24 protein-coding genes and 1 tRNA gene are annotated in these 23,051 nt (G+C 63.2%); 15 read left to right on the top strand and 10 right to left on the bottom strand.

Translation table 11 applies throughout. The annotated features are described in order from the left end of the window. Window positions 1-157: 157 nt before the first annotated feature. From E5675_RS10745 to E5675_RS10735, 3 genes are read left to right on the top strand one after another with little or no spacing between them, the layout of a single operon-like run. On the top strand, window positions 158-631 hold the full coding sequence (locus E5675_RS10745; protein WP_247594574.1) for a TIR domain-containing protein: 474 nt from the start codon (window positions 158-160) through the stop codon (window positions 629-631). After that, window positions 631-1,611, top strand: coding sequence for a caspase family protein (locus tag E5675_RS10740; protein ID WP_136174505.1), 981 nt, complete (start codon window positions 631-633; stop codon window positions 1,609-1,611). The genes E5675_RS10745 and E5675_RS10740 overlap by 1 nt, the downstream gene beginning before the upstream one ends. Before the next feature lie 7 nt (window positions 1,612-1,618). Continuing rightward, the gene (locus E5675_RS10735; protein ID WP_136174504.1) at window positions 1,619-1,882 is read left to right on the top strand and encodes a hypothetical protein; all 264 of its coding nucleotides are present in this window, start codon (window positions 1,619-1,621) and stop codon (window positions 1,880-1,882) included. Window positions 1,883-2,097: 215 nt separating this feature from the next. On the opposite strand, the gene E5675_RS10730 is transcribed toward E5675_RS10735, so the two are convergent. The 4 genes from E5675_RS10730 to E5675_RS10715 all read right to left on the bottom strand — a co-directional run bounded on the left by E5675_RS10730 (window position 2,098) and on the right by E5675_RS10715 (window position 4,709). Beyond that, window positions 2,098-3,027, bottom strand: coding sequence for a HEPN domain-containing protein (locus E5675_RS10730; protein WP_136174503.1), 930 nt, complete (start codon window positions 3,025-3,027; stop codon window positions 2,098-2,100). 52 nt (window positions 3,028-3,079) lie between these two features. Further along, a complete protein-coding gene (locus tag E5675_RS10725) occupies window positions 3,080-3,328 on the bottom strand; it encodes a sigma factor-like helix-turn-helix DNA-binding protein (protein ID WP_136174502.1) in 249 nt (82 codons plus the stop codon). Next, window positions 3,325-4,530, bottom strand: a complete 1,206-nt coding sequence (locus E5675_RS10720) for a site-specific integrase (RefSeq protein WP_247594573.1) — start codon at window positions 4,528-4,530, stop codon at window positions 3,325-3,327. Before E5675_RS10720 ends, E5675_RS10725 begins: the two co-directional genes overlap by 4 nt. Window positions 4,531-4,619: 89 nt before the next feature. Then, window positions 4,620-4,709: transfer RNA gene (locus E5675_RS10715), tRNA-Ser, on the bottom strand. Window positions 4,710-4,922: 213 nt separating this feature from the next. Here E5675_RS10715 and E5675_RS10710 point away from each other — a divergent pair. The 9 genes from E5675_RS10710 to E5675_RS21485 all read left to right on the top strand — a co-directional run bounded on the left by E5675_RS10710 (window position 4,923) and on the right by E5675_RS21485 (window position 12,867). Then, entirely contained in the window at window positions 4,923-5,918 is a 996-nt protein-coding gene (locus E5675_RS10710) for a lytic murein transglycosylase (RefSeq protein ID WP_247594880.1), read from the top strand. Continuing rightward, window positions 5,902-6,882 (top strand): septal ring lytic transglycosylase RlpA family protein, encoded by a 981-nt coding sequence (locus E5675_RS10705; RefSeq protein ID WP_136174501.1) that lies wholly within the window; start codon window positions 5,902-5,904, stop codon window positions 6,880-6,882. The genes E5675_RS10710 and E5675_RS10705 overlap by 17 nt, the downstream gene beginning before the upstream one ends. 9 nt (window positions 6,883-6,891) lie before the next feature. Beyond that, complete coding sequence (locus E5675_RS10700; protein WP_136174500.1) at window positions 6,892-7,842, top strand: D-alanyl-D-alanine carboxypeptidase family protein; 951 nt, start codon at window positions 6,892-6,894, stop codon at window positions 7,840-7,842. Between the two features lie 75 nt (window positions 7,843-7,917). Further along, window positions 7,918-8,541 (top strand): dTMP kinase, encoded by a 624-nt coding sequence (tmk, locus tag E5675_RS10695; RefSeq protein WP_136174499.1) that lies wholly within the window; start codon window positions 7,918-7,920, stop codon window positions 8,539-8,541. Further along, window positions 8,538-9,518, top strand: a complete 981-nt coding sequence (locus E5675_RS10690; protein WP_247594572.1) for a DNA polymerase III subunit delta' — start codon at window positions 8,538-8,540, stop codon at window positions 9,516-9,518. Before tmk ends, E5675_RS10690 begins: the two co-directional genes overlap by 4 nt. 38 nt (window positions 9,519-9,556) lie before the next feature. After that, window positions 9,557-11,140: a methionine--tRNA ligase gene (gene metG, locus E5675_RS10685; RefSeq protein WP_136174497.1), complete on the top strand. Its 1,584-nt coding sequence runs from the start codon at window positions 9,557-9,559 to the stop codon at window positions 11,138-11,140. Continuing rightward, window positions 11,140-11,916, top strand: coding sequence for a TatD family hydrolase (locus E5675_RS10680; protein ID WP_136174496.1), 777 nt, complete (start codon window positions 11,140-11,142; stop codon window positions 11,914-11,916). Before metG ends, E5675_RS10680 begins: the two co-directional genes overlap by 1 nt. A gap of 13 nt (window positions 11,917-11,929) precedes the next feature. After that, window positions 11,930-12,694 carry an MBL fold metallo-hydrolase gene (locus E5675_RS10675; RefSeq protein WP_136174495.1) on the top strand — a complete coding sequence of 255 codons (765 nt, stop codon included), beginning with the start codon at window positions 11,930-11,932 and terminating at the stop codon, window positions 12,692-12,694. Next, window positions 12,691-12,867, top strand: a complete 177-nt coding sequence (locus E5675_RS21485) for a hypothetical protein (RefSeq protein WP_168707846.1) — start codon at window positions 12,691-12,693, stop codon at window positions 12,865-12,867. The genes E5675_RS10675 and E5675_RS21485 overlap by 4 nt, the downstream gene beginning before the upstream one ends. 79 nt (window positions 12,868-12,946) lie before the next feature. On the opposite strand, the gene E5675_RS10670 is transcribed toward E5675_RS21485, so the two are convergent. Together E5675_RS10670 and E5675_RS10665 are read right to left on the bottom strand one after the other, a co-directional pair. Continuing rightward, window positions 12,947-13,795 carry a hypothetical protein gene (locus tag E5675_RS10670; RefSeq protein WP_136174494.1) on the bottom strand — a complete coding sequence of 283 codons (849 nt, stop codon included), beginning with the start codon at window positions 13,793-13,795 and terminating at the stop codon, window positions 12,947-12,949. 92 nt (window positions 13,796-13,887) lie between these two features. Further along, entirely contained in the window at window positions 13,888-15,156 is a 1,269-nt protein-coding gene (locus tag E5675_RS10665) for a S8 family serine peptidase (protein WP_136174493.1), read from the bottom strand. Window positions 15,157-15,280: 124 nt separating this feature from the next. On the opposite strand from E5675_RS10665, the gene E5675_RS10660 reads away from it, so the two are divergent. From E5675_RS10660 to mazG, 3 genes are all read left to right on the top strand, one after another. Then, complete coding sequence (locus E5675_RS10660; protein ID WP_136174492.1) at window positions 15,281-15,769, top strand: RNA polymerase sigma factor; 489 nt, start codon at window positions 15,281-15,283, stop codon at window positions 15,767-15,769. After that, entirely contained in the window at window positions 15,766-16,482 is a 717-nt protein-coding gene (locus E5675_RS10655) for an anti-sigma factor (protein WP_136174491.1), read from the top strand. The genes E5675_RS10660 and E5675_RS10655 overlap by 4 nt, the downstream gene beginning before the upstream one ends. Before the next feature lie 143 nt (window positions 16,483-16,625). Continuing rightward, window positions 16,626-17,399 carry a nucleoside triphosphate pyrophosphohydrolase gene (gene mazG / locus E5675_RS10650; protein ID WP_136174490.1) on the top strand — a complete coding sequence of 258 codons (774 nt, stop codon included), beginning with the start codon at window positions 16,626-16,628 and terminating at the stop codon, window positions 17,397-17,399. Here mazG and hflX read toward each other — a convergent pair. From hflX to E5675_RS10630, 4 genes are all read right to left on the bottom strand, one after another. Then, entirely contained in the window at window positions 17,377-18,720 is a 1,344-nt protein-coding gene (hflX, locus tag E5675_RS10645) for a GTPase HflX (protein WP_210727670.1), read from the bottom strand. The genes mazG and hflX overlap by 23 nt on opposite strands. A gap of 8 nt (window positions 18,721-18,728) precedes the next feature. After that, the gene (hfq, locus tag E5675_RS10640) at window positions 18,729-19,232 is read right to left on the bottom strand and encodes an RNA chaperone Hfq (protein ID WP_247594571.1); all 504 of its coding nucleotides are present in this window, start codon (window positions 19,230-19,232) and stop codon (window positions 18,729-18,731) included. 118 nt (window positions 19,233-19,350) lie between these two features. Beyond that, window positions 19,351-20,730 carry a sigma-54 dependent transcriptional regulator gene (locus E5675_RS10635; RefSeq protein WP_136174487.1) on the bottom strand — a complete coding sequence of 460 codons (1,380 nt, stop codon included), beginning with the start codon at window positions 20,728-20,730 and terminating at the stop codon, window positions 19,351-19,353. Next, window positions 20,720-22,981, bottom strand: a complete 2,262-nt coding sequence (locus E5675_RS10630; protein ID WP_247594570.1) for an ATP-binding protein — start codon at window positions 22,979-22,981, stop codon at window positions 20,720-20,722. Before E5675_RS10630 ends, E5675_RS10635 begins: the two co-directional genes overlap by 11 nt. Between the last annotated feature and the right edge of the window lie 70 nt (window positions 22,982-23,051).

Here is a 23,051-nt window from a genome sequence, read left to right as displayed (position 1 = left end):
TCGCGGCCCGATAAATTGGATCGAGGCAGCTGAGAGAGCCCCGGGCGATTGACCGCTCCGGTGCGGCATGGATATTCAGTTTTCCATCGTCAAGCTCGTGGCAGTACCAAACCACCCGATGGCGTAGAGGACAATCGTTTGTCGAACAGAAAAAGACATGTCCATTCTGGGAAGGGTCGTGCCAGAAATACTTGACTGTCTCTTGGAAGATCGTTCTCATTCGACACATGGCTTGAGCAAAGGGGCGGGGGCTGTCGAAATGGCTGCAAAAAAGGTGGTATTCGTAGCATTTGCAATCGAAGATGAGCGTTCACGGGATTACCTAAAAGGGCAGTCGCTCAATACTCGCTCTCCCTTCGAGTACATTGATATGTCGGTCAAAGAAGCTTACGACGAGGCGTGGAAGGACAAGGTCCGTGCGCGTATTCGTCGTTCCGACGGCGTCTTGGCTTTGGTCAGCGCAAACTCCCTTAAATCGAGCGGTCAGAAATGGGAGATCAAGTGCGCGCTCGAGGAAAGCAAACCGGTTAGAGGCATGTGGATTTACAAGGATGACCGCACCAAGATCGATGGTCTCAACACTATGATCTGGACTTGGGACAACATCGCTGCTTGGATCGACTCTCTCTGATGCGTCGCGCACTGGTCGTTGGGATAGATAAATACCAGCACATTTCTCCGCTCTTCGGGTGCGTGAATGACGCAAAGGCTGTGGCCGCTCGGCTTGAGCGTAACGAGGACAAATCGCGCAACTTTGACGTGCGCACCGTCGTAGGCGATGACCCTCAAGATATGCTCGATCGCGATGAGCTCCGAAGTGCGGTGGCAGGGCTTTTCCAAGGCGACGGTGAAGTTGCCCTATTCTATTTCGCGGGGCACGGTCACATCGAAGCCACGGGCGGTTACCTGTGTGCCGGCGATTGCAAGAGCGGCAATGATGGTGTGGCGCTCTCTGATATAATGACATTTGCCAACACATCTGGTTTCCGAAACAAGATCGTCGTGTTGGACAGCTGTCACAGCGGCATTGCCGGAAACCATCCGACACATGGAGCCGTAGCAGAGCTTAAAGACGGAGTGACGATCCTTACCGCGTCAACAGCAGATCAGTACGCGAGCGAAAAAAACGGCTCCGGCGTCTTCACCACGCTTTTCTGCGATGCTCTTGACGGTGGAGCAGCCAACCTACTTGGCGACGTAACGCCGGGCAGCGTCTACGCGCACATCGATCAATCTCTCTGGGCTTGGGCGCAGCGTCCAGTGTTCAAAACGAACGTGCAATCTTTCATTTCTTTGAGGAAAGTGCGCCCGCCAATTGATCTGGCTGACCTGCAGCGCATTGCCGAATTCTTTCCCGACAAGGATTGCCGCTTCCCGCTTGATCCTGCTTACGAGCCCGAGCGCCCGGTAGCTCAGATTATATCGTCCGCTCCGGCTCCGGATCCAAAGAAGAATGAGATTTTCGCTATTTTGCAAAAGTTTAACCGCCTGAATCTCCTCGTTCCCGAAGACGCGCCGCACATGTATCACGCTGCGATGGAGAGCAAGTCCGTCCGCCTCACAGCACTAGGCGAGCACTATCGGCGCTTGGTGGCCGAAGGCTTGGTGTGATAATCGAATGAATACCGATCAGATCATCGACGGGCTAATTGAAACACTTGCCAACATTGAGCACGCGCGTTGGGCCAAATGGCAGCGGTATCTTCACGACAAGGCAGTGAAGCAGCCGGACGGTTCTCTGGTGATCCCCGCCGAACTGGTGGAGCGTTGGGAGCGACAGATCGAAACTCCGTATCAATCATTGACGGAGGACGAGAAGGAAAGTGATCGCGAACAGGTGCGTATGTATCTCCCCGTCATCAAGGAAGCGATCCGGGGCTAATTGCCGAACCTCATACGCAAGCGGGACCGGTCTTGTTGGCTTTTGATTCTGCAGAAAGCGGGAGCAAAATAGGACGGCAAGATAAAAGCCGTGCCAGCTTGGCCCTCGCGATGGTTGGTTTTCTGCGGCTTTGAGCGTATGGCACGGCACAAAAATGCCATACCCAGCGCGCGAAACCGCGCGAAGTCACGAGCTTTTTGTATGGCATTGGATAATTAGGGGCGAGTTGAAGCGCTTGCTTCGAGAGCGGCGATCCGCTCCGAGCAGATTGCGTGAACGGCACGACCGAGCTCCTCGACGCAGCCGCCGAGCCACGTCAGCTCTTCTTCGGTGATGCGGTAATGCTTCGAATAGCGGGCCTTCACGTAAGCCTCTTTCAGCTTCTCAAACCGCGCCCGGTCCTCGCGGCGCTCGCGCGGCCACACATCGACCAGCCGCATGTCGATGCGCTCAGCCTGTGTGCGCAGGAAGGCGAGATTGTGGACGTGCGGCGTGTAGAAGGTGCAAACCAAAAGGACGCAGTGGTACATGCGCTCCGCTGACTGATGCAGATCGAAAACGGCCTTCTTCAATTTTCCCCGCGCCTTCGCATCTACGTGCCCATCGTAGAAGTCGGAAGCACTGGGCATCCATTCGTCGAAATACTCCCGCGCCATCGCGAGCGCCTGCTCGGGCGTCTTGGGCTTGGGTTTGTGAAGCGGTTTGTCGTCATACTCGTAGAGCGCGATCCCGTCGCGCGCGACGTCCATGAAGAAATAGCGGCCGTGGGCCAGCCCGTCGTTCACCTCCTGCAGGGTGTGAACGATGAAGTTGACCGGCGTCTTGAGGGTCTTGTCGATCGCGAGTTCGCGAATGAGCCGGTCTTCCAGCTTGCCCCAGAAGTCGACCTTCTCGGTGAGCCGCTTGTCGTTGACGATGATCAGCAGATCGAAGTCCGAGCGGTAGCCCTTGGCGGTGTGCGGCTCATCGACCCAGCCGCCGCGCGCATAGCTGCCATAGAGGATGATCTTGTCGATCCGGCCCTTCTTCTTCCAGCCCATCGTACCGAGCGCGATGGCGTCTTCGAATTCTTCGAAGACGATTGCTTTGACGCGTTCGAGCTCGCGCTGCTTGTTGGCGGGAAGATGATCGAGGTCGGTTTTCATTGCTGGCGGCACCCTGTCGGCGTGGCGGCTGATTGGCAAGGTCTAGGCGGCTCTATCGTCCCCAGAATTGCCACCACCTGCGGTTCTTCCTGTCGACCGAATGGGCGATGACCCGCAAACTGCGTATCATCGCGTCCTCGACTTCCGTTATGCTGACGCCATGGCGCTCGGCAAGCTGGCGATAGCTAAGCTCCTCGACGCGGTGACCGAGAAAGATCGCGCGATCCTCCTCGTCGATCCGATCGACGGCGCGCTCATATTGGCGGAGCAGGTGGCGCCGCGCGCGGGTGTAGCGGCTCATCGCTTCCTCCCGTCGCAATAGTTCGCCCAATCCTCCATCATAAGGCGGCGCTTTTCGAGGAGGTTGCCGCGCCGATAGGCGGCCTCGACCTTGTTTGCGACGGTATGCGCAAGGGCGGCTTCGGCGACGTCGCTCGGGTGGTTCGTTTCCTCGCTCACCCAATCCCGGAACGACGAGCGGAACCCATGGGCAGTGTATGGCTCGCCCATTTCCCTGAGCAGCTTGGTCAGCGTCTGATCGGACAGGGGGCGATTGCGCCGCATGCCGGGAAAGACAAGGTCGCAGCCCTTAATCCGCAACCGCGCGCACCGCTCGACGATGCGCAGCGGGCGGCGGGTGAGGGGAACCACATGCTCCCGATAGGCTTTCATCCGGTCCTTGGAGAGCTTCCACAGGCCCTTTTCCAGATCGAACTCGCTCCATGTGGCGCCGCGAACCTCTCCCGACCGGGCGGCGGTGAAAATGGCAAACTCGAGCGCGAGGCGGCTGAACGATTCCCGCTCGCGCAGGCGCTGTATGAAGGCCGGCACATCTTCATAGGGCATCGCCGCAAAGTGGTTGTCGCGGCGGGGCTGGCGGGGCAGGCCTTTCGTGATGGCACGCATCGGGGCATCGGTCTCGCGATACCCCGATGCGTACGCCCAATCGAGGACGGCGCCGATCCGCTGCCGGACGCGGCGCGCCGTCTCGGGCTTGGCCAGCCAGATTTCCGCGAGCAAGTCGCGGATCATCGGGCCGGTAATTTGATCGACCTTGAACTTGCCGATGTGCGGAAAGGCATAAAGCTCCATCGTTCGCATCCATTGTGCGTGATGCTTGCCATTGCGCCATGTCTTTGAGTGTATCTCGTAGGTTGTGACGGCGGCGTCCTTGAAGGTCGGCACGGCCCGTCGCTTGCGCCGCTCAACGTGCGGGTCAACGCCCGTCTCGATCTGACTGCGAATTTCCTGCGTCATCTCGCGCGCCTGCGCCAGACTGACCTTCTGGCAACTGCCAAGGCCGAAGTCGCGGCGCACGCCGTCGCTCTGGACCCGGCACACCCAGCTGCTGGTGCCTCCTGGCCGTTCGAGGCGCATGAGGCCGTCGCCGAGACTCACGCGCCGCTGTTTTTCCTTGGGCTGCGACAGCCCGTTCGAAGTGCTTTTCATCCCTCTGATCATAAAATTTGTTCCCACATTGGCAAAAATGTCGGCCTGGATCATGTGGGACGCACAGGGATACGAATCGCATCTCAAACCCGCAGCTAAGCTGGGGTTTCGGAAACGGTTCGGGAAAGAGTGGGATTGAAACCTGGCGGACAGGGTGGGATTCGAACCCACGGTGAGCTTGCACCCACGGCGGTTTTCAAGACCGCTGCCTTAAACCACTCGGCCACCTGTCCTTGTGCCGTCGCCATAGCGCGCGGGCGCCCGGCGGCAAGCGAAACCTTGCCCGCTCGACCCATCGCACGAATGACTCGCCTCGTCCCGCCGCGACCTAGCCAAGCGGCTCGCATCTGTGCGAGACGTCGCTTATGGGTGGGGACATGATGCACGCTATTCGTTTCAGAACCGGGCGCCTTTTCGGAATCGCGGCCGCCTTCCTGTCGGCATGGATGCTCACCGCTTCAGCGCCGCTTCATGCGCAGAGCGGCGACGCCGGCTTCGACACCTATGTTCAGTCGCTATGGCCCAAGGCGCAGGCGCGCGGCGTCTCGCGCACGACCTTCGACCGCGTCACGGCAGGGCTGCGCTACAATGCCCGCGTCGTTGCGCTCGATCGCGACAATCTCGGCAGCCCGCCGAGTCCGAATACGCCGATTCCGGCCTTTGCACCTTATCGGGTGAAGCATGTCGATGCCGCGCGCATCGGCGGCGGACGCCGCGTCCATGACCGGTTGCTGCCGCTGCTTTCGCGCATCGAGCAGCGCACCGGCGTTCCGACGAGTATCATGATCGCCATTTACGGCCACGAAACCGCCTATGGCCAGGTCACAGGCAATTTCGACCTGCCCGAGGCGCTCGCCACATTGGCTTATGAGGGGCGCCGCCGCAGCCTGTTCGAACCCGAGCTGATCGCGACGATGGTGATGGTCGAACGCGGCGTGCCGCGCAGCGCGTTAAAGGGCAGCTGGGCGGGTGCCTTCGGTTATCCCCAGTTCCTGCCGTCGGTCTATCTGCGCGTCGCCGAAGACGGCGACGGCGACGGCGTCGCGCAGATCTGGTCGAGCGAAGCCGATGCGATCGAATCGATCGGCTCCTATCTCCGCAATGCCGGCTGGCGCGCCGGGCAACCGTGGGGGGTAGCGGTCACCGTCCCTGCGAGCTTCAATCGCGGCGCGGTCGCCAATCGCCTGGCTCCGACCCGCTGCCCGCGCGTTTTCGACCGTCACAGTCGCTGGCGCTCAATGGCCGAATGGCGCGCGGCGGGCATCCAGCCGCTGAGCGGGCGCTGGCCCGACGGCAATGTGCAGGCGACTTTGCTCGAACCCGATGGCCCCGGCCGGACGGCATATTTGCTGACCGGTAACTATCGTGCGATATTGGACTATAATTGTTCCAATTTTTACGCATTGTCTGTGGGGTTGCTGGCGGATGAAATCGATCGTTAGGGGCTGGGGCCTGATGGCCGGGACGGCGTTGCTGGTATCCGGTTGCGGTAGTTTTAATGGTCAACGCAAGAGTGGGCCGACGGCAAGTCCGGCGCCCGCGACTGCTACAGCGGGCGTCGCCGATGTGCCGGTGGTGATCGGTGAGCCTTACAAGATCGGCGGGGCGACCTATACGCCCACCGATGTCGCCGATTATGACGAGGTTGGCTACGCGGGCTCCTATGCCGACGAACTCGCCGGAAAGCCGACCGCAAACAGCGAAAGCTTCAATCCGGCGGCGATCAGCGCGGCGCACAAGACATTGCCGCTACCAAGCTATGTCGAAGTGACCGCGCTCGACACCGGGCGGACGATCCTGGTTCGCGTCAACGACCGTGGCCCGATGGTCACGGACCGCCTGATCGACCTGTCGCGCGGCGCGGCGGAGCAACTCGGCATTACCGACGGCGTCACCGCGGTCCGCGTGCGCCGCACGAACCCGCCCGCCGCCGAGCGCGCACGGCTTCGTGCCGGGCAGTCGGTCCGCGAGCGCATCGCCACGCCCCAATCGCTGCTGGCGATTCTCCGCGCCAAGGTGAGGGAATTGCCGGTGCCAAAGACCGCGACGGCGCCGGCACCCGCCAGTCCGGCGACAGCATCGGCGACCAGCAAGCCCGGCAAGGACCGCTTCATCGTCGACAGCCCGGGCACGAAGGTGCCAGCGCCGAATGTCGAGCCGACCCCAAAACCGGCGCAGGCCGCGAAACCGGCTGCCACCGGCAATTACGTCGTGCAGGTTGGAGCCTTCAGCACCGAGCACCGCGCCAATGCCGCCGCGAAATCGGTCGGCGGACACGTCAGCAAGGCCGGAAAGCTGTGGCGCGTGCGCATGGGGCCATTCGCCAGTGACGCCGAAGCCCGCAGCGCGCTTGCCACGGCGAAAGCCAAAGGTTTCGGCGACGCCCTGATCCAACGCGATCGCTGACGGCGGGATATGAACAAGCCCTCCCTGTCATTGCGAACCGGCGCAATCCTCTTATCGGGTGTGGCGCTCGCGCTTTCCAGTCCGGCGACCTCGGCTGGCGAGGTCGGCCCGAAGAGCGCTCCGGTCATCCGCGCGCCCTATGAAACCGACGCGCCCATCGTGATGCTCAAGGATCTGGATTCGGGACGGATTCTCTTCTCGCGCGGAGCCGAAAAACGTTTTGCGCCCGCGTCGATGGCAAAGGTTATGACCGCCTATGTCATCCTCGACCTGATCGAGAAGGGCAAATTATCACGCGACAAGCTCATCACCGTCGAAGACGCGACATGGAAGAAATGGAGTGCACGTCGAGGTGGCTCCACCATGTTCCTGCGTGCAGGCGAAAAGGTGTCCGTCGATGATCTTGTCAAGGGATTGATCACCGTTTCCGGGAATGATGCGGCATCGGTTCTTGCTGTGGGCATCGACGGCAGCGAGGATGCTTTCGTCAAGCGAATGAATGCGGTGGCAGCAGAGATGGGCATGACGTCGAGCCGATTCGGCACCGCGAGCGGCTGGCCCGACGGCGGCATCACCAAGGTCAGCGCGGGCGATCTGGTCCTGCTTGCCAGTCGGCTGATCCGCGATCATCCCGATGCCTATGCCCGCTATTTCTCGATGCCGAAATTCCAGCACGGGATATCGCCCGACGGCCAGCCGATCATCCAGGCGAACCGCAATCCGATTCTGGGCCGTTTCGCCGGCGCCGACGGGCTCAAAACGGGGCATACGTCGGAAGCCGGCTATTGCTTTCTCGGCTCGGCGAAGCGTGACGGGCGCCGTCTGGTCATGGTCGTGGCCGGTCTGTCCAGCGCAAAGGCGCGCCGCGACGAAGCCGAACGGCTAATGAACTGGGGCTTTGCACCCACCAACACATCGGTTGCGGCGAAAGGCCGGACAAGCACTGCCGCGGCGAGATGACAAAGCCGATCCGTCGGGCTACGGCCGGTCCATGCACGGCGCGCTTTCCCTTTTCATCCCTCGCGAGCTAGCGAAGTGACCTCCGGGCGTTTCATCACGCTGGAGGGCGGCGAGGGCGTCGGCAAGTCGACGCAGATCGGTGCGCTGGCGGCGGCCCTCGAAGAACGGGGCCTCGAAGTCGTCGCGACGCGCGAGCCCGGCGGCAGCCCCGGCGCCGAGGCGATCCGTACGCTGTTGATGGAAGGCAGCGACGACCGATGGAACGCGCGCAGCGAAGCTTTGCTCTTCGCCGCCGCGCGCGCCGACCATGTCGCGCGCACGATCCGTCCGGCACTGGCTCGGGGGGCCTGGGTGCTGTGCGACCGCTTCGTCGATTCGAGCCGCGCCTATCAGGGCGGCGGCGGCGGGATCACCGACGCCGATCTGCTTGCGCTGCACCGCTTCGGTTCGGAAGGGCTGTTGCCCGACCGCACCTTCCTGCTCACGGTCAGCCCGGACGAGGCGGCGCGCCGCCTCGTCGAGCGTGGCGGCAGCGACCGCATGGGGAACAAGCCCCTCGACTATCAGGCGCGCCTCGCCGCGCGCTTCGTCGAAATGGCCGCGGCCGAAGCAGGACGCTGGCAGATCATCGACGCCGACAGGCGCGCCGAAGAGGTGACGGAAGCGATCCTCGCGGACCTTGCGGAATGGCTGTCATGATCGGGCATCGGGAGGCCGAAAAGGCGTTTCTCGAAGCGTGGCAGGGCGGCCGCGTCCATCATGCCTGGCTGCTCGCAGGGCCGCAGGGGATGGGGAAGGGGGCTTTTGCCGAGCGTGTCGCCCGTTTTCTCGTTACCCACGGGCGCAGCTGCGAAGCTCAGGCGCTCGCGCTCGACGATCGCGGCGACGATGCGTCGGCACGATTGGTAGACGCGGGGAACCACCCCGAAATCCTGCGCCTCGCGCGGCAGCCGAAGGACAAGGCCAAGGAACTCGCGCGGAATATCACGATCGAACAGGTTCGGCAGATGATCCGCCGCCTGCATCTGTCCTTGTCGCTCGGCGAGTGGCGGGTGATCATTGTCGATGCGGTCGACGACCTCGAGACCGACGGCGCCAATGCGCTGCTGAAAACGCTCGAGGAGCCCCCGGCAAAAACCCTTTTCCTGCTTGTCAGCCACTCGCCCGGACGCTTGCTACCCACGATCCGCTCGCGGTGCAGAACCCTTCGTTTTCAGCCCGTTGCGCGTGACGTCATGACAACATGGTTGCACGATCTGCGCCCGATGATCGAGATGGAGGAGGTCCGCGCGATCGTTGCCGCATCGGGCGGCGTTCCTGGCAAGGCCCTCGCACTCGTCGATAGCGATGTCGCGGTCATGGAAAAGAAGTTGCTCGCGATCGCGGCGAGCGGCGATCCGGAGAACCGGCTGCGCGAAGCGCTTGCGCGCGAGGTCGGCGGCACCAGCAATCGAGCGCGTCTCGAACTGGTCATCGATATCGTGCCGGGCCTGCTCTCGCGTATCGCGCGCGAGCGCCCGATTGCCGAAATCGCACCCATCCTCACCCAGTGGGAACGCGTTCAGCGCACCGTTCGCGATGCGATCCGCGGATCATATGACGGCGCGATGGTCGGTTTCGAGATCGGCAACTGTCTGGCCGAATTGGCACCGCGGGCCGAGCGGGCGGCACGCTGACGCTTTCCCTTCCGCGCGCCAGCGGCTAAGGCGCGCGCATGTCCGAAAATAGCGAACCTTTCTACATCACCACCGCGATCAGCTATCCCAACGGCCGCCCGCATATCGGCCACGCCTATGAGGCGATTGCAACCGATGTCATGGCGCGTTTCCAGCGTGCGCGCGGCCGCGACGTGCGGCTCGTCACCGGCACCGACGAACATGGGCTGAAGATGTTCCAGACGGCGCGCGACCAAGGCCGCGCGACGATCGATCTCGCCGATGAAATGTCTGGATATTTCCGTGAGATGTACGCCAAGCTGAATATCGGCTATGACAATTTCATGCGCACATCCGACGCCGCGCATCATGCTGCGTCGCAGGCGATCTGGAAAGCGATGGAGGCGAAGGGTGACCTCTATCTCGATCGCTATGAAGGCTGGTATTCAGTTCGCGACGAGGCTTTCTACGACGAAAGCGAGCTCTCGGACGGGGAGGGTGGCGTGCGTCTGTCGCCGCAGGGGACGCCGGTCGAATGGACCGTCGAGGAAAGCTGGTTCTTCCGCCTGTCGAACTATCAGGACCGGTTGCTCGCGCTCTACAGCGAGCAACCTGATTTCATTCGGCCCGAAAGCCGGCTGAACGAGGTGTTGCGCTTCGTCGAAGGCGGACTCAAGGATCTCAGCGTCTCGCGCACCAGTTTCGACTGGGGCGTGCCGGTACCGGGATCGCCGGGACATGTAATGTATGTATGGGTCGACGCGCTGACCACTTATCTCTCGGGGCTCGGCTATCCCGATCCCGCCAGCGACTTCGGGACATTCTGGCCAGCGAACATCCATATGATCGGCAAGGATATCGTGCGTTTTCATGCCGTTTACTGGCCGGCCTTCCTGATGAGTGCGGATTTGCCGCTGCCGAAGCAGGTGTTCGGCCACGGCTTCCTGCTCAATCGCGGGGAAAAGATGTCGAAGTCGCTCGGCAACGTCGTGGACCCGATGGCGCTCGCCGACCGGTTCGGCGTCGATCCACTACGTTATTATTTGCTCCGCGAAGTCAGCTTCGGTCAGGACGGCAGCTATTCGGCCGAAGCGATCGTGCGCACCGCGAACGCCGACCTTGCGAACAGCTTCGGCAATCTCGCGCAGCGCAGCTTGTCAATGATTTTCAAGAATTTGGATGGCAAACTTTCGGACGACGATACACCGGCTGAGGAGGATATCGACCTGCTGGCCGAACTCGTCGACATGGCGGCGGTCCGCCTGCCGCGCGAATTCGAGCAGCTCGCCTTTTCGGTGGGCATCGAAGACTGGATCCGCGCCGTCTTCGCCTGCAACCAATATGTCGATACGCAGGCGCCCTGGGCGCTGCGCAAGACCGACCCCGAACGCATGCGCGCGGTACTGATGACGCTGTTTCGGGCAGTCCGCACGCTCGCGATCGCGATCCGTCCGGTGGTGCCTGCAGCCGCCGACAAACTACTCGATCAGATGGGCATCGCCGAGGATGCGCGTGATTTTGGGGCGCTAGCTGACACCGACTGGTTCGCGAAGCTGGTGGCGAGCGGCTTCGCAGTCGGCCAACCCGTGCCGATCTTTCCGCGCCTCGAATTGCCCGAGGGTGAAGGGGAAGGGGAGGCCTGATGCTCGTCGATTCGCACTGCCACCTCAATTACAAGGGGCTTGCCGAGCAACAGGGCGACGTGCTGGCGCGCGCGCGGGAGAAGGGCGTTACCGCGATGCTCAACATCGCGACGCGTGAAAGCGAATGGGACGAGGTGCTCGCCGCGGCCGAGGCGAACGACGATGTCTGGGCCAGCGTCGGCATCCATCCGCACGATGCCGACCATCATCCCGACGTCGACACCGCCAAGCTGGTCGAACGCGCCGCGCACCCGCGCGTGATCGGCATCGGCGAAACCGGGCTCGACTATTATTACGACAAGAGCGACCGGGCGCGCCAACAGGATAGTTTCCGCCGCCATATCCATGCCTCGCAGCAGACTCGCCTGCCGATCATCGTGCATACGCGCGATGCCGAGGCGGATACGCTGGCGATGCTTGGCGAGGAGATGGGGCGGGCGAGCTTCCCCGGCGTGATCCACTGTTTCACGGCGAGCGACGATTTCGCGCGGAAGGCGCTCGATCTTGGCCTCTACATTTCGATTTCGGGAATCGTGACGTTCAAGAACGCTGCGGACCTTCAGGCGACCGCCAAATGGTTGCCGCAGGATCGGCTGCTGATCGAAACGGATTCCCCCTTCCTTGCTCCCGTCCCGCACCGGGGCAAGCCTGGCGAGCCCGCCTTCGTCGCCGACACGCTCGCCTTCCTCGCCGACCTGCGCGGCGAGGAAAACGATGCGCTGGCAGCCGCAACGAGCGCCAATTTCTATGCGCTTTTCAACAAGGCGGCACCATGACGTCGCGCGCCCAATGAAGCTGAGAATTCTGGGTTGCGGTACGTCGTCGGGCGTGCCGCGGATCGGCAATGATTGGGGGCAGTGCGATCCCGATAATCCCCGCAACCTGCGCAGCCGCGCGTCGATCATGGTGTCGCTCGGCGGCTTTCGGATTCTTGTCGACACCAGCCCCGATATGCGGCTGCAGCTCCTCGACGCAGGCGTGGGCGAGATCGACGCCGTTATCTGGACGCACGAGCATGCCGATCACACCCATGGTCTCGACGATCTGCGCCAGGTCATGCACCTGCGCCGCTCGGCGGTTCCGGTCTACGCTCGCGATCATGTCCTCGACATATTGAAGTGGCGCTTCACTTACGCTTTCGTCGGCAATGCAGGCTATCCGGCTTCGGTCGATCCGATCGATCTCCACGATCATCAGTCGATCGGCCCGATCGAAGTATCGGCGATCGAGATGCCGCACGGGCCGATCAAGGCGAGCGGGCTGATCTTCAGCGATGGCGCTCACAGGATCGCATATGCCACTGATTTTTCGAAGTTTACGGATGAAATGGTCGATTTTTTCCAAGGCGTCGACCTGTTCGTCATCGACGCGCTGCGCCGCTACCCCCACCCAACGCATCCGCACCTTCAGATGACCCTCGAGGGGCTGGCCAAGGTCGGAAATCCGCGCGCGATCATCACGCATATGGACAATACAATGGATTATGAGGACCTTGCGGCCGAATTGCCCGTGGGGGTCGAACCGGGCTATGACGGGTTGGAGGTCCAGCTATGAGTGGTGATACCTTCGTCCAGACGCTGTGGTTCGCCGGCGCATTCGCGCTGGTGCTAAGCTCGTTGCTCGCGCGCCGGTTACCGATGGCCGACTGGCTCAAGATGGCGCTCGCATGGGTCGCGATATTCGGCCTCGTTTTCCTCGTGATCTGGACGTGGCAGACGGTGACATAAAGAGGGCGGGCCGCGTGGCGGCCCGCCCAGTTGTCGATCGGCGGCATTGGGGTCATCGCCGATCGCCCCATTCCATCGGTTACTCGCCGTTTTCCTGTTGTTCGGCCGCGTTCTTGAGCTGGCCTTTCGTCATCCCGGTCACGAGCACGTCACCCGAGCCCGTAAAGTTCGCGGCGGGCAGCGTCGCGACCCGGTCACCCACTTCGACCGTCACCGCCTGAACGACGCCGCGACCGGTTTGGCGCAGGTTCTGGACGTGACCGATCACCTTGCCGCGCGGGTCGGTGACCGGCATGCCCGGAGCGATCGCGAACATGCCGTTGCCGCTGGCTGCGCCGCTACCCGCGGCGGCAAGCTGGCCGAGGCTGCCCTGGAAGCTGCCCGCGATCGAGCCGGCGCCGCTGGCACTGCCTGAGACGTCTGACAGCGCGCCGCCGGCCCGATCACGGACAGTCCCGACCGCACCGCGCGCGGTGTCGGTAGCGGTCGAAGCGGCACCGCGGGCCGTGCTGACGGCGCCACGCGCGGTCTGACCGACGAAATCGGTGCCGACGGCTTGCGCGTCGAGGCTGCCGCTACCCGATGCCGAACCCGAACCGCTGGCGCTGCCGCCGACCGTGCGGCCGAGCAGATTCGCGTCGCCATCGGCCGAACCCTTGCCGTTCGCATCGGCGCGGCCCTTGCCCTGAACCCGGCCCGAGCGGCGATCGACATTGGCGTCGCCGCGGCCCGACCCGGTGATGTCGCTCGCGGTGCCAAGCGTCCCGCCGATCGGCCCGGTGGGATTGCCCAGCGTGCCTCCGATCGTTCCGCCCAAGCCGCCGCCTAACCCACCGCTGCCGCCGAGCAGCTGCGCCGCGGCGGGGGTCGAAAATGCGATAGCCGACGCGGCGAGCGCGAGCGCCGGCATGAAAATACGATGTGCCATTATCCTTCTCCTTCATCTGCGGCCCGGAGGGGAGGGCCTGAAGGAAGAACGATGGCGCGTTCGAATTTCTTCCGAAAAACATGCCGGGCGGGTCAGCGGCCGCCGCAATCCCCGCAAATCAGGCCGTGGCCATAGATTTTATCGCGACCTTTTTTGCCAAGGTCGCGCGCTTCGAAGACCAGCGCGGAAACCGCGGGTCCGATCCGGTCGATCGCCGGCGCGGGATAGCGAAGGGCGAGGCGCCCGGCCACCAAGGGCGCAGCGAAAGAGGTGCCCCGCAGGCGGTCGGTTGTGTCGAGCCCGGTCGCGGCAAGCACGGCATCGCCCGGCGCCGCGAAGTCGAGGTGGAGCGCGCGGCCAGCTTCGGGCAAGGCGCGATTCTTGGTATCGACTCCGGTCACGGCAAATACGCCCTTATAGGAGGCGGGGTAGGCGGGCGGGGCGGCGGGGCCGTCGTTGCCGACCGCCGCGACGATCAGCATGCCGTGCTGCTGCGCGCGCGACACCGCGGCTGCCAGCAGCTTGTTGTCGGGCCCGACGAGGCTGATCGTCGTCACCGCAACGCCGTGCTGAACCAGCCAGCCGAGCGCACGTACGATGGCGCTCGCATTGCCGCCCGCCGGATCGGAGCCGTAAACATCGGCGGCAAGAAGCCTCTGCCCCGAAGCCGCGCCGCGCACTCGCCCACTGCCGATCAGCAGTGACGCCACGGCGGTCCCATGGCGGCTTGCCTGCGGGGCGCCGGCAGCGAAGCCGCGCTGCTCGACGCGGCCCGCGACCGACGGATGCGCGGCAACGCCGCCGTCGATCAGTCCGAGCCGGGTTTGGCCGGGCGACGCTGCCGTCGCCAATGCGGCGGCCGGCAGTGCGCCGCCTGGGCCGCTCGCGAAATAGATATGATCGGCATCGACTTCGGCATCGGGGAGCAGCTTGGCGAGACGTTTTTGTGCACGAACCAAGCTACGCCCGTCGGGAACGGCGAAACGAACGATGTCGAGATCGATGCCTTCGATGCGATCGCGGTCGATCAGTCGGAATCCTTCCTGGGCAGCGCGCGCGATCATCGCCTCGTCGACCCCCGTGGCGACGAGTATGCCGCGCACGGCGGGCTGGCCGTTGCGGTCGGGCTCGATCCGGTCGCGATTGTCGTGAAGCAGCCTGTCGATCCGGTCGAGCCGTACCCGTGCGAGCGTGTCGCCCGCAGCCTGCAATGGCTCGGCGACGATGTCCGGCAGCGAAGGCAGCGTGCGAGACGTGTCGGGCAGCTGGACCGATGGCAGCGCGATCTGGGCGTCGACACGCACTGCAATTCCCGCGCACAAAAGCGAGAACATCACGGGCAGGGCGACAAAGATGCGCATCGAGGCTCCTCATATCGTCGAACGGAAAGGCAGGGTGACCAATCGCGTCCGAAAAATTTAGCATCCTGCGGAAGAAACGATAGGGTGGCGTCGTTTCTTCCTCGGACACAGCGAAAAGGCAAATATGCGCTTCGAAGAGGATCTGGTCGAATTGCTGCCACGCCTGCGACGTTTCGCACGCGGATTGACGCGTCATCAAAGCGATGCCGACGATTTGTGCCAGGCGGCGATCGAGCGCGCGCTGAAATCGCGTGACCAATGGCAACGAGGAACGAGACTGGACAGCTGGATGTACCGCATCACCCGCAATCTCTGGATCGACGAGCGCCGCGCGGCAGGCCGGCGCGGCGTTCACGCCCCGATCGACGATGCGGTCACGCAAGTCGCCGGCGAAGGGGCGGCCGAAGTCGAGGCGGTAGCGCTCCGCGGCGATGTTGATAGTGCCATGGCCCGGCTTCCAGACGAACAGCGCGAAGTGGTGATGCTCATACTCGTCGAAGGCTATGCTTATCGCGAAGCCGCGGAGATACTCGACGTGCCGGTCGGCACCGTCACCTCGCGGCTTGCGCGTGGGCGCGAGGCATTGATGTTCTATCTCGGAGAAGCAGCATGAGCTTTGATCCCGCCACCGTTGCCGCTTTCGTCGACGGCGAACTCGACGACCTGACAGCGCGCCGGATCGAGCGCAAGGCAACCACCGACGCGGTGCTCGCGGCCGAGATCGCACGTCACCGCACGCTCAAGGCGCAGTTGACGGCGCATTATGCGCCCGTCACGACAGAAGCGGTTCCTGAACGGCTCCGGTCGCTGCTCGCGGTCGATGACGCAGTCGATGACAAGGTTGATACCAGTCTGGCCGATCGCCGTAGCGCCGGGCGGGCGCGCTTCAGCGGCATCCATTGGGGCGCTATCGCCGCCTCGCTCATACTCGGCCTAACGGTCGGGCTGCGGCCATGGATGCCTGCCGCGGATGTCGCGATCGACAATGGCACGCTGGTCGCGGCGGGTCCGCTCGCCGAGGCGCTCGATACGCAGCTCGTCTCGACCCAGCGCGGCGATCCCGCGGTGCGGATCGTCCTGAGCTTCGAGGACAAGGCCGGACGCTATTGCCGCAGCTTCGAAAGCCGCGCGATCGACGGCATCGGGTGCCGCGAGCAGGAACGCTGGCAGATCGAAAGGACATTGCCGGGCCAGACGCGCGGCGATTACCGGCAGGCTTCATCGGGCGAACTTGCCGCAGCGGCGGCGGCCATGATGAAGCGCGACGCGCTCGATGCTCGGTCCGAACGGGCGGCGCGGGACGCCGGATGGGTCCAGCAGCGATAGCATTCGTCAGGAGACATGAGTGCTCAGGCTTTACTGTCGCAAGAGGCGATTTTAGACGGGGGACCTATGAGTGGATGGAATGCCGTCCGTTTCACATACTCATTGAATTGTATTTAACATAATATATATTATCGGATAATAATATGCCTGAAACGGCGAACCAATCCCCCATCGACCGCTTGCTCGTCATCATGCGCCAGTTGCGCAATCCCGACGGCGGTTGCGAATGGGATCTCGCGCAGAATTTTTCGACGATCGCGCCTTATACGATCGAGGAAGCCTATGAAGTTTCCGACGCGATCGCCGGCGGCGATCCTGCCGCGATCCGCGACGAACTCGGCGACCTTCTGCTTCAGGTCGTGTTCCATAGCCAAATCGCGACCGACGACGGCCTGTTCGGTTTCGACGATGTCGCCAATACGATCAGCGACAAGATGGAACGCCGCCATCCGCACATCTTCGGCGACGGCAAGACCGACGATGTCCGCCGGCAATGGGAAGCGATCAAGGCCGACGAACGCGCCGCCGATGGGCCAAGCGGCGCGCTGGCGGGCGTCGCGCTGGCGCTACCGGCCTTGCTCCGCGCCCAGAAGCTACAAGGCCGCGCCGCGCGCGTCGGTTTCGACTGGCCCGATACCGACGGACCGCGCGACAAGATCGCCGAAGAACTGGCCGAAGTCGCGGGTGCAAGTGATGACAGCGAGCGTCACGAAGAAATAGGTGACTTGTTGTTTGCCGTCGTCAACTACGCGCGCAAGCTAAGTGTCGATGCCGAAGGCGCGTTGCGCGATGCCAATGCCAAGTTCGCGCGCCGCTTCGCGGCCATGGAAGACCGCGCAGGCGGTACGCTGACGGGCCTGTCGCTCGACGCCCAGGAAGCGCATTGGCAGGCGGTCAAGCTGTCGGAGCGTCCCTGAGGTTCGGCCACAGCCGTTCAAAGCGCGCCCGGTCGGCGGGATCGAGCCGTACGGTAAGCGCATGCCCCTCACCCTCCGGCTCGTCAGCGAGCACTTCGCCGCGCGCATGGAGCCATGCCATCGCCTCGCCCTGCTCATAGCCCAGATGAATGTGGTGCACCTGATGCCGCGCGGTCAATTGTGACGCCATGAGGATGCGCGCGTCCTCGACGCCCTCACCGGTCACCGCCGAAATGACCGCGACGTCGGGACGTCGCGCAGCCATTTCTTCGATGATCGCCCGGCGATCGACATCGGCGGTATCGACCTTGTTCCATATTTCGATCTGCGGGATGGCTTCGGCAGTATCGCCCTCCCCACCGTCCTGCGGACCATTCGCGCCGAGCGAGCTCAGGATCGCGCGCACATCGTCATATTGCGCTTCGCTGTCGGGATGGACGATGTCGCGCACATGGACGATCAGATCGGCGGTGGTGACCTCTTCCAGCGTCGCCCGGAACGCCGCGACGAGTTCTGTCGGCAGGTCGGACACGAAACCGACCGTGTCGGACAGGATCGCCTTGTCGATGCCGGGCAGCCGGATTTCGCGCATCGTCGGATCGAGTGTAGCGAAAAGCATATCTTCCGCCATGACGTCACTTCCCGTCAACCTGTTGAAGAAAGTCGATTTTCCGGCATTGGTATAGCCAACCAGCGCAATGACGGGCCATGGTGCACGCTGGCGTTTCGACCGTTGAAGCTGGCGCGTCCGGCGCGCATCCTCAAGGCTACGCCGGATTCGCGCCATCCGGTTGCGGATCATCCGCCGGTCGGCCTCGATCTGCGTTTCGCCGGGGCCGCCTAGGAAGCCGAAACCGCCGCGCTGGCGCTCGAGGTGGGTCCAGCTGCGCACGAGCCGCCCCGCCTGATAGTCGAGATGCGCGAGTTCGACCTGCAAGCGGCCTTCGGCCGTCGCGGCGCGCTCACCGAAGATTTCGAGGATCAGGCCGGTGCGATCGATCACCTTGGTACCGAACGCCGTTTCGAGATTGCGTTGCTGAATCGGGGTGAGCGCCGCGTCGACCACCACGAGCAGGACGCCCTTCGCCGCTATTTCGGGCGCGATCGCATCGATCTGCCCGACGCCGAGCAGCGTTGCGGCCCGTGTCTGGCGCAGGCGGAGCGTATGAACGGCGACGACGTCGAGCCCGATCGCGAGCGCAAGGCCCCGCGCCTCCTCGGCGCGCGCGTCGAGGTCGCGTGCGAGCCGCTGGCTATGCCATTCGGGCACGATGACAAGCGCGGGAGCGCCGCGCGTTACCTCGTCTTCATTGTTGATTATCGGGTCGATCAGGCGTCGTCCGCTTCGCCGTCACCCTCGCCATTGTCGGTCAGGTTGATCGGCCCGTTCGGCTGAACGGTCGAAATCGCGTGCTTGTAGACGAGCTGCACTTGCCGCTCGCGCTCGAGCAGCATGCAGAAGAGGTCGAAGGCGACGATGTCGCCCTGCAGCATCACGCCGTTGACGAGGAACATCGTGACCGATTCGTCCGAACGGCGGACGGCGTTCAGGAACACATCCTGCAACGCCTTGCCCTTACTCGCCGGCGCATCGCGCAGATTGTCGCCGAGCAGCGACAGGTCGAAATCGTGCGACGGCATCACCGTCGAGATCGCATGCTTGTACACCAGCTGCGACTGGCCGTCGCGGCGGAGCAGCAGCGAGAAATTGTCGAACCAGGTGATGATGCCCTGCAGCTTGACGCCCTTGACCAGGAACATGGTCACCGGGGTCTTGCTCTTGCGGAGGGCGTTGAGGAAAATATCCTGGAGATTCTGGTTTTTATCGGACACATTTGCCTCCTGTTCTTGGCGGTGCAACCGCGGGTACGGTGCCGGTTTCCTCCGGCATTCAAGACCTTCTTCTGAAACGCAATATGCGGCAAAGCGCGTGGGACGTCTAGCGCAAAGCCTAACCTTCGCCTTCCGAACTCTCGGTAAGGCCCAAAAGTTTCAGTTTCCGGTGCAGCGCGGACCGCTCCATCCCGATGAAGGTCGCGGTGCGCGAAATGTTGCCCGAAAAGCGATTGATCTGGATACGCAGATATTCGCGCTCGAAATTCTCGCGCGCTTCCTTAAGCGGAATCGCGGTGATCGATTCCGAATTGGGCAAGATGTCGGCCCCGCCACGTACCAGTTCGGCGGGCAGCATGTCGGCATCGATCCGCGCCAGCCGGTCGCTCGGTGCAAGGATCATGACGCGTTCGATGACGTTGCGCAGTTCGCGGACGTTGCCCGGCCATTCATGCGCTTGCAACGCCGCCATCGCCTCGGCGCTGATCTCGGGCGGCGGAACCCGGCGGTCGGCCGCATAGCGCCGAATATAGTGGTCGCAAAGGCTCGCGATATCGTCGCGCCGCTCGCGCAGCGGTGGGATATGCACCGGCACGACGTTGAGCCGGTAATAAAGATCCTCGCGGAATCGGCTCTCGGCGATTTCGGTCGTCAGGTCGCGCGCCGAACCCGAAATGATGCGGACGTCGACGCGGATCATCGTGCGCCCCCCAACGCGGGCGAAGCTCTGGTCGGTCAGCACGCGAAGGATCTTGCCCTGCGTTGTCAACGGCATGTCCGCGACCTCGTCGAGGAACAGGGTGCCGCCATGCGCCTGCTCGAGCAGGCCGACGCGGATCGAACCGTCCTCTGCCTCGGACCCGAACAATTCGAGCTCGACCGTTTCCGGGTCCATGCGCGCCGACGAAATGACGCGGAAGGGCGCGTTTTGCCGTCCGCTCCATCCGTGCAGCACACGCGCCGCGACCTCCTTGCCAACACCCGGCGCGCCCGTGATCAGAACCCGGCTTCCCGTCCCTGCCACGCGCTTCAGCGTCGCGCGGACATTGTTGATTGCAGCGCTGGTGCCGGTGAGCTCGTCCGACGGACCCGCCTTTTCGCGCAGCTGCTCATATTCGAATTTCAGCCGCTCATTTTCGGTCGCGCGCGCGACGAGATGAAGCAGGCGCGATGCTTCGAACGGCTTTTCGATGAAGTCGAACGCGCCGCGGCGGATCGCCGCGACCGCGGTGTCGAGCCCGCCATGGCCCGAGATGACGATGATCGGCAGCGTCGGATCAAACGCCTTGATCGCCTCGACGAGGCCAAGGCCGTCGAGCCGCGAACCCTGCAGCCAGACGTCGATCAGCGCCAGCGACGGCCGCCGCTGGCGGATCGCATCAAGCGCCGAATCGCTGTCGGACGCGGTGCGCGCCTCATAACCTTCGTCTTCCATGACCCCCGCGACGAGGTCGCAAATGTCGCGTTCGTCGTCGACGATCAGAATATCAAGCGCCATGATCTTCTCTGTCCTGCCGGTTCCGGATGCGCCCCGGGACCGTTTCATTCTGCCCCATGTTTTGCTCGCCGCCCTTTCCGGTCAAGGGGCGAAGCCGGTCGGGATGGAGCGTCAGGGTCACACATGTCCCCTGCCCCGCCGGATTGTCCGAAAATTCAAGTTCACCATAATGTTGCTCGACGATCTTCTTGACGATTGCGAGGCCGAGACCCGTCCCGCCTTGGCGCGTCGTCATATAAGGCTCGGCGATCGCATCGCGCGCCTCGGGCAACCCGATGCCGTCGTCGGTGACGCGAATGATCACCTCCCCGCCTGCACCGATGTCGAGCGCGGCACCGATGTGGCCCGTTGGAGCGAAATCCGAAATTTTATGCTTTTCTTCAATCGCTTCAACGGCATTTTTGACGATATTGGTTATCGCCTGCGACAAGGAGCGGCGATCGCAAACCAGCGGCTCGATCTCGGCCGGCGTCTTGACCGAAAAGGCGATGTCAGGCTTTGCGACCTCGAACAGGAAAACGGCCTGACGCAATATGTCGCGCACGTCCTCGACGCCGAAGGTGGGTTTCGGCATCCGCGCGAAGCTCGAAAATTCATCGACCATGCGCCGCATGTCGTGAACCTGCCGGATCACCGTGTCGGTGAGCTTGCGGAAGGTCGCCGCATCGCCCTCGACCTTATCGCCGAAGCGGCGCTGGAGCCGTTCGGCGGCGAGCTGGATCGGGGTGAGCGGATTCTTGATCTCGTGCGCGATACGCCGAGCGACGTCGGACCAGGCGGCGCGACGCTGGTCGAGCAATTGCTGTGTGATGTCCTCGAAGCTGAGGACGAAACCGTCGCCCTGCGCCACCGCCTTGGCGGCGAGCGTCGCGGGTTCGGCGTCCGTGCGCGACAGTTGCACGATCCCTTCGCGCTCCTCTCCGGTCAAAAGCCGCGCCAGTTCGGGCGCCACATCGTCGAGCGGCTGACCGGTAAGACTTTCCGCCGACTGGCCGATCAAGCGCTCGGCAGCGGCATTCGCCAGCAGGATGCGGCGACCGGCATCGACCGAGACCACGGCGGAGGATACTCCGCTCAGCACCGCTTCGATGAAGCTGCGCCGTGCTTCGAGTTGTTCGTTCACATTGACGAGCACGCCGGTCTGCCCCTCCAGCTGCTCGGTCATCCGATTGAAAGCACGGGTCAGTACCGCGATTTCGTCATCGCGAACCGGCGGAGTCACCCGGACCGACAGGTCGCCATTGGCAGCGGTCCGCGTCGCGCCGATCAGAGTCCCCAGCGGCCGCACGATGCGGTCCGCGACCACGATCGCGGCGATCACCGCGAGCGCAAGCAGCAAAAGCGATCCGAGGTAGAGCGCGCCGTTGAACTGGAGCTGGAGCATCTGCGACCGTTCGAACAGGCCGTTATAATCGGCCAGCACCGCGCTCGCACGCGCCGACTGCTGGAACCCCGGAACATTCGTATCCCGCGAAGCATAGACGTAAGCGCGATCGGTTCCGGGAAGCCGAGCCGCGGCTTCGATCCGATTGGCCTGGCGGATGACGACCACATCTTCGCCGGCGTCGAGACGGCCGACCATCTCGGAACTCAGCCGGTTCTCGGCGGCTCGTTCGTCGGGATTAATCGCTGCCGCCGTGCGCGCGACGCCATCCTGACCGAGCTCTATAATCGCCGATTCATTGAGGCTGCGAACGACGACTTGCTGAAAATAATAGTTGCTGAACTTCGGGCTATCGATCGGAAACTGCGTCAGTTGTTTGCCGAGGTCGGTCGCCATGGCAAAGGTGTTCGCGCCGACCTGGCGCTGATTTTCCTGATAATAGCCTTCGGCAAGATTGGCGGCGTTTTCGAACATGCCCCGCGACCGGTCCGAGAACCAGAAGTCGACGCCGAACTGGAACAACAATGACGCGAAGATCACCACAAGCAGGGTCGGCGCCGCCGCGATCAGCGAAAAGAGCGCAACGAGCCGGACATGGAGACGGCCGTTGCCACCCGCCATCGAACGCACCGCGCGCGCGCGCGCGACGCGGCTGCCGATCAGCACGATCAGCGCCATCGCCGGCACAAGGTTGACGACCATGATCGCCGCCACCAGCGCCGGGGTCAGCAACCGCTCGCTCTGCGCGTCGCCGGTGACGAAAATATAGGTCGCGATCGCAACGCTGACGATGATGCCGAGCGTGTAATATTCGGGCGTTCCAAAGCGCCAGAAGCCGGAGCGCGCTTCCTCCCCGTCCGAATCCATGTCTAAGGCCAAAGATGCCGATTGCGTCATTGTTGCCTCGTTACGACAATCCTGTTGCATAGAAAACACA

This window comes from Sphingopyxis sp. PAMC25046, from assembly GCF_004795895.1.
GTDB lineage: Bacteria > Pseudomonadota > Alphaproteobacteria > Sphingomonadales > Sphingomonadaceae > Sphingopyxis.
Note: the sequence above shows the minus strand (reverse complement) of the source record. Positions and strands in the feature narration are given on the sequence as shown.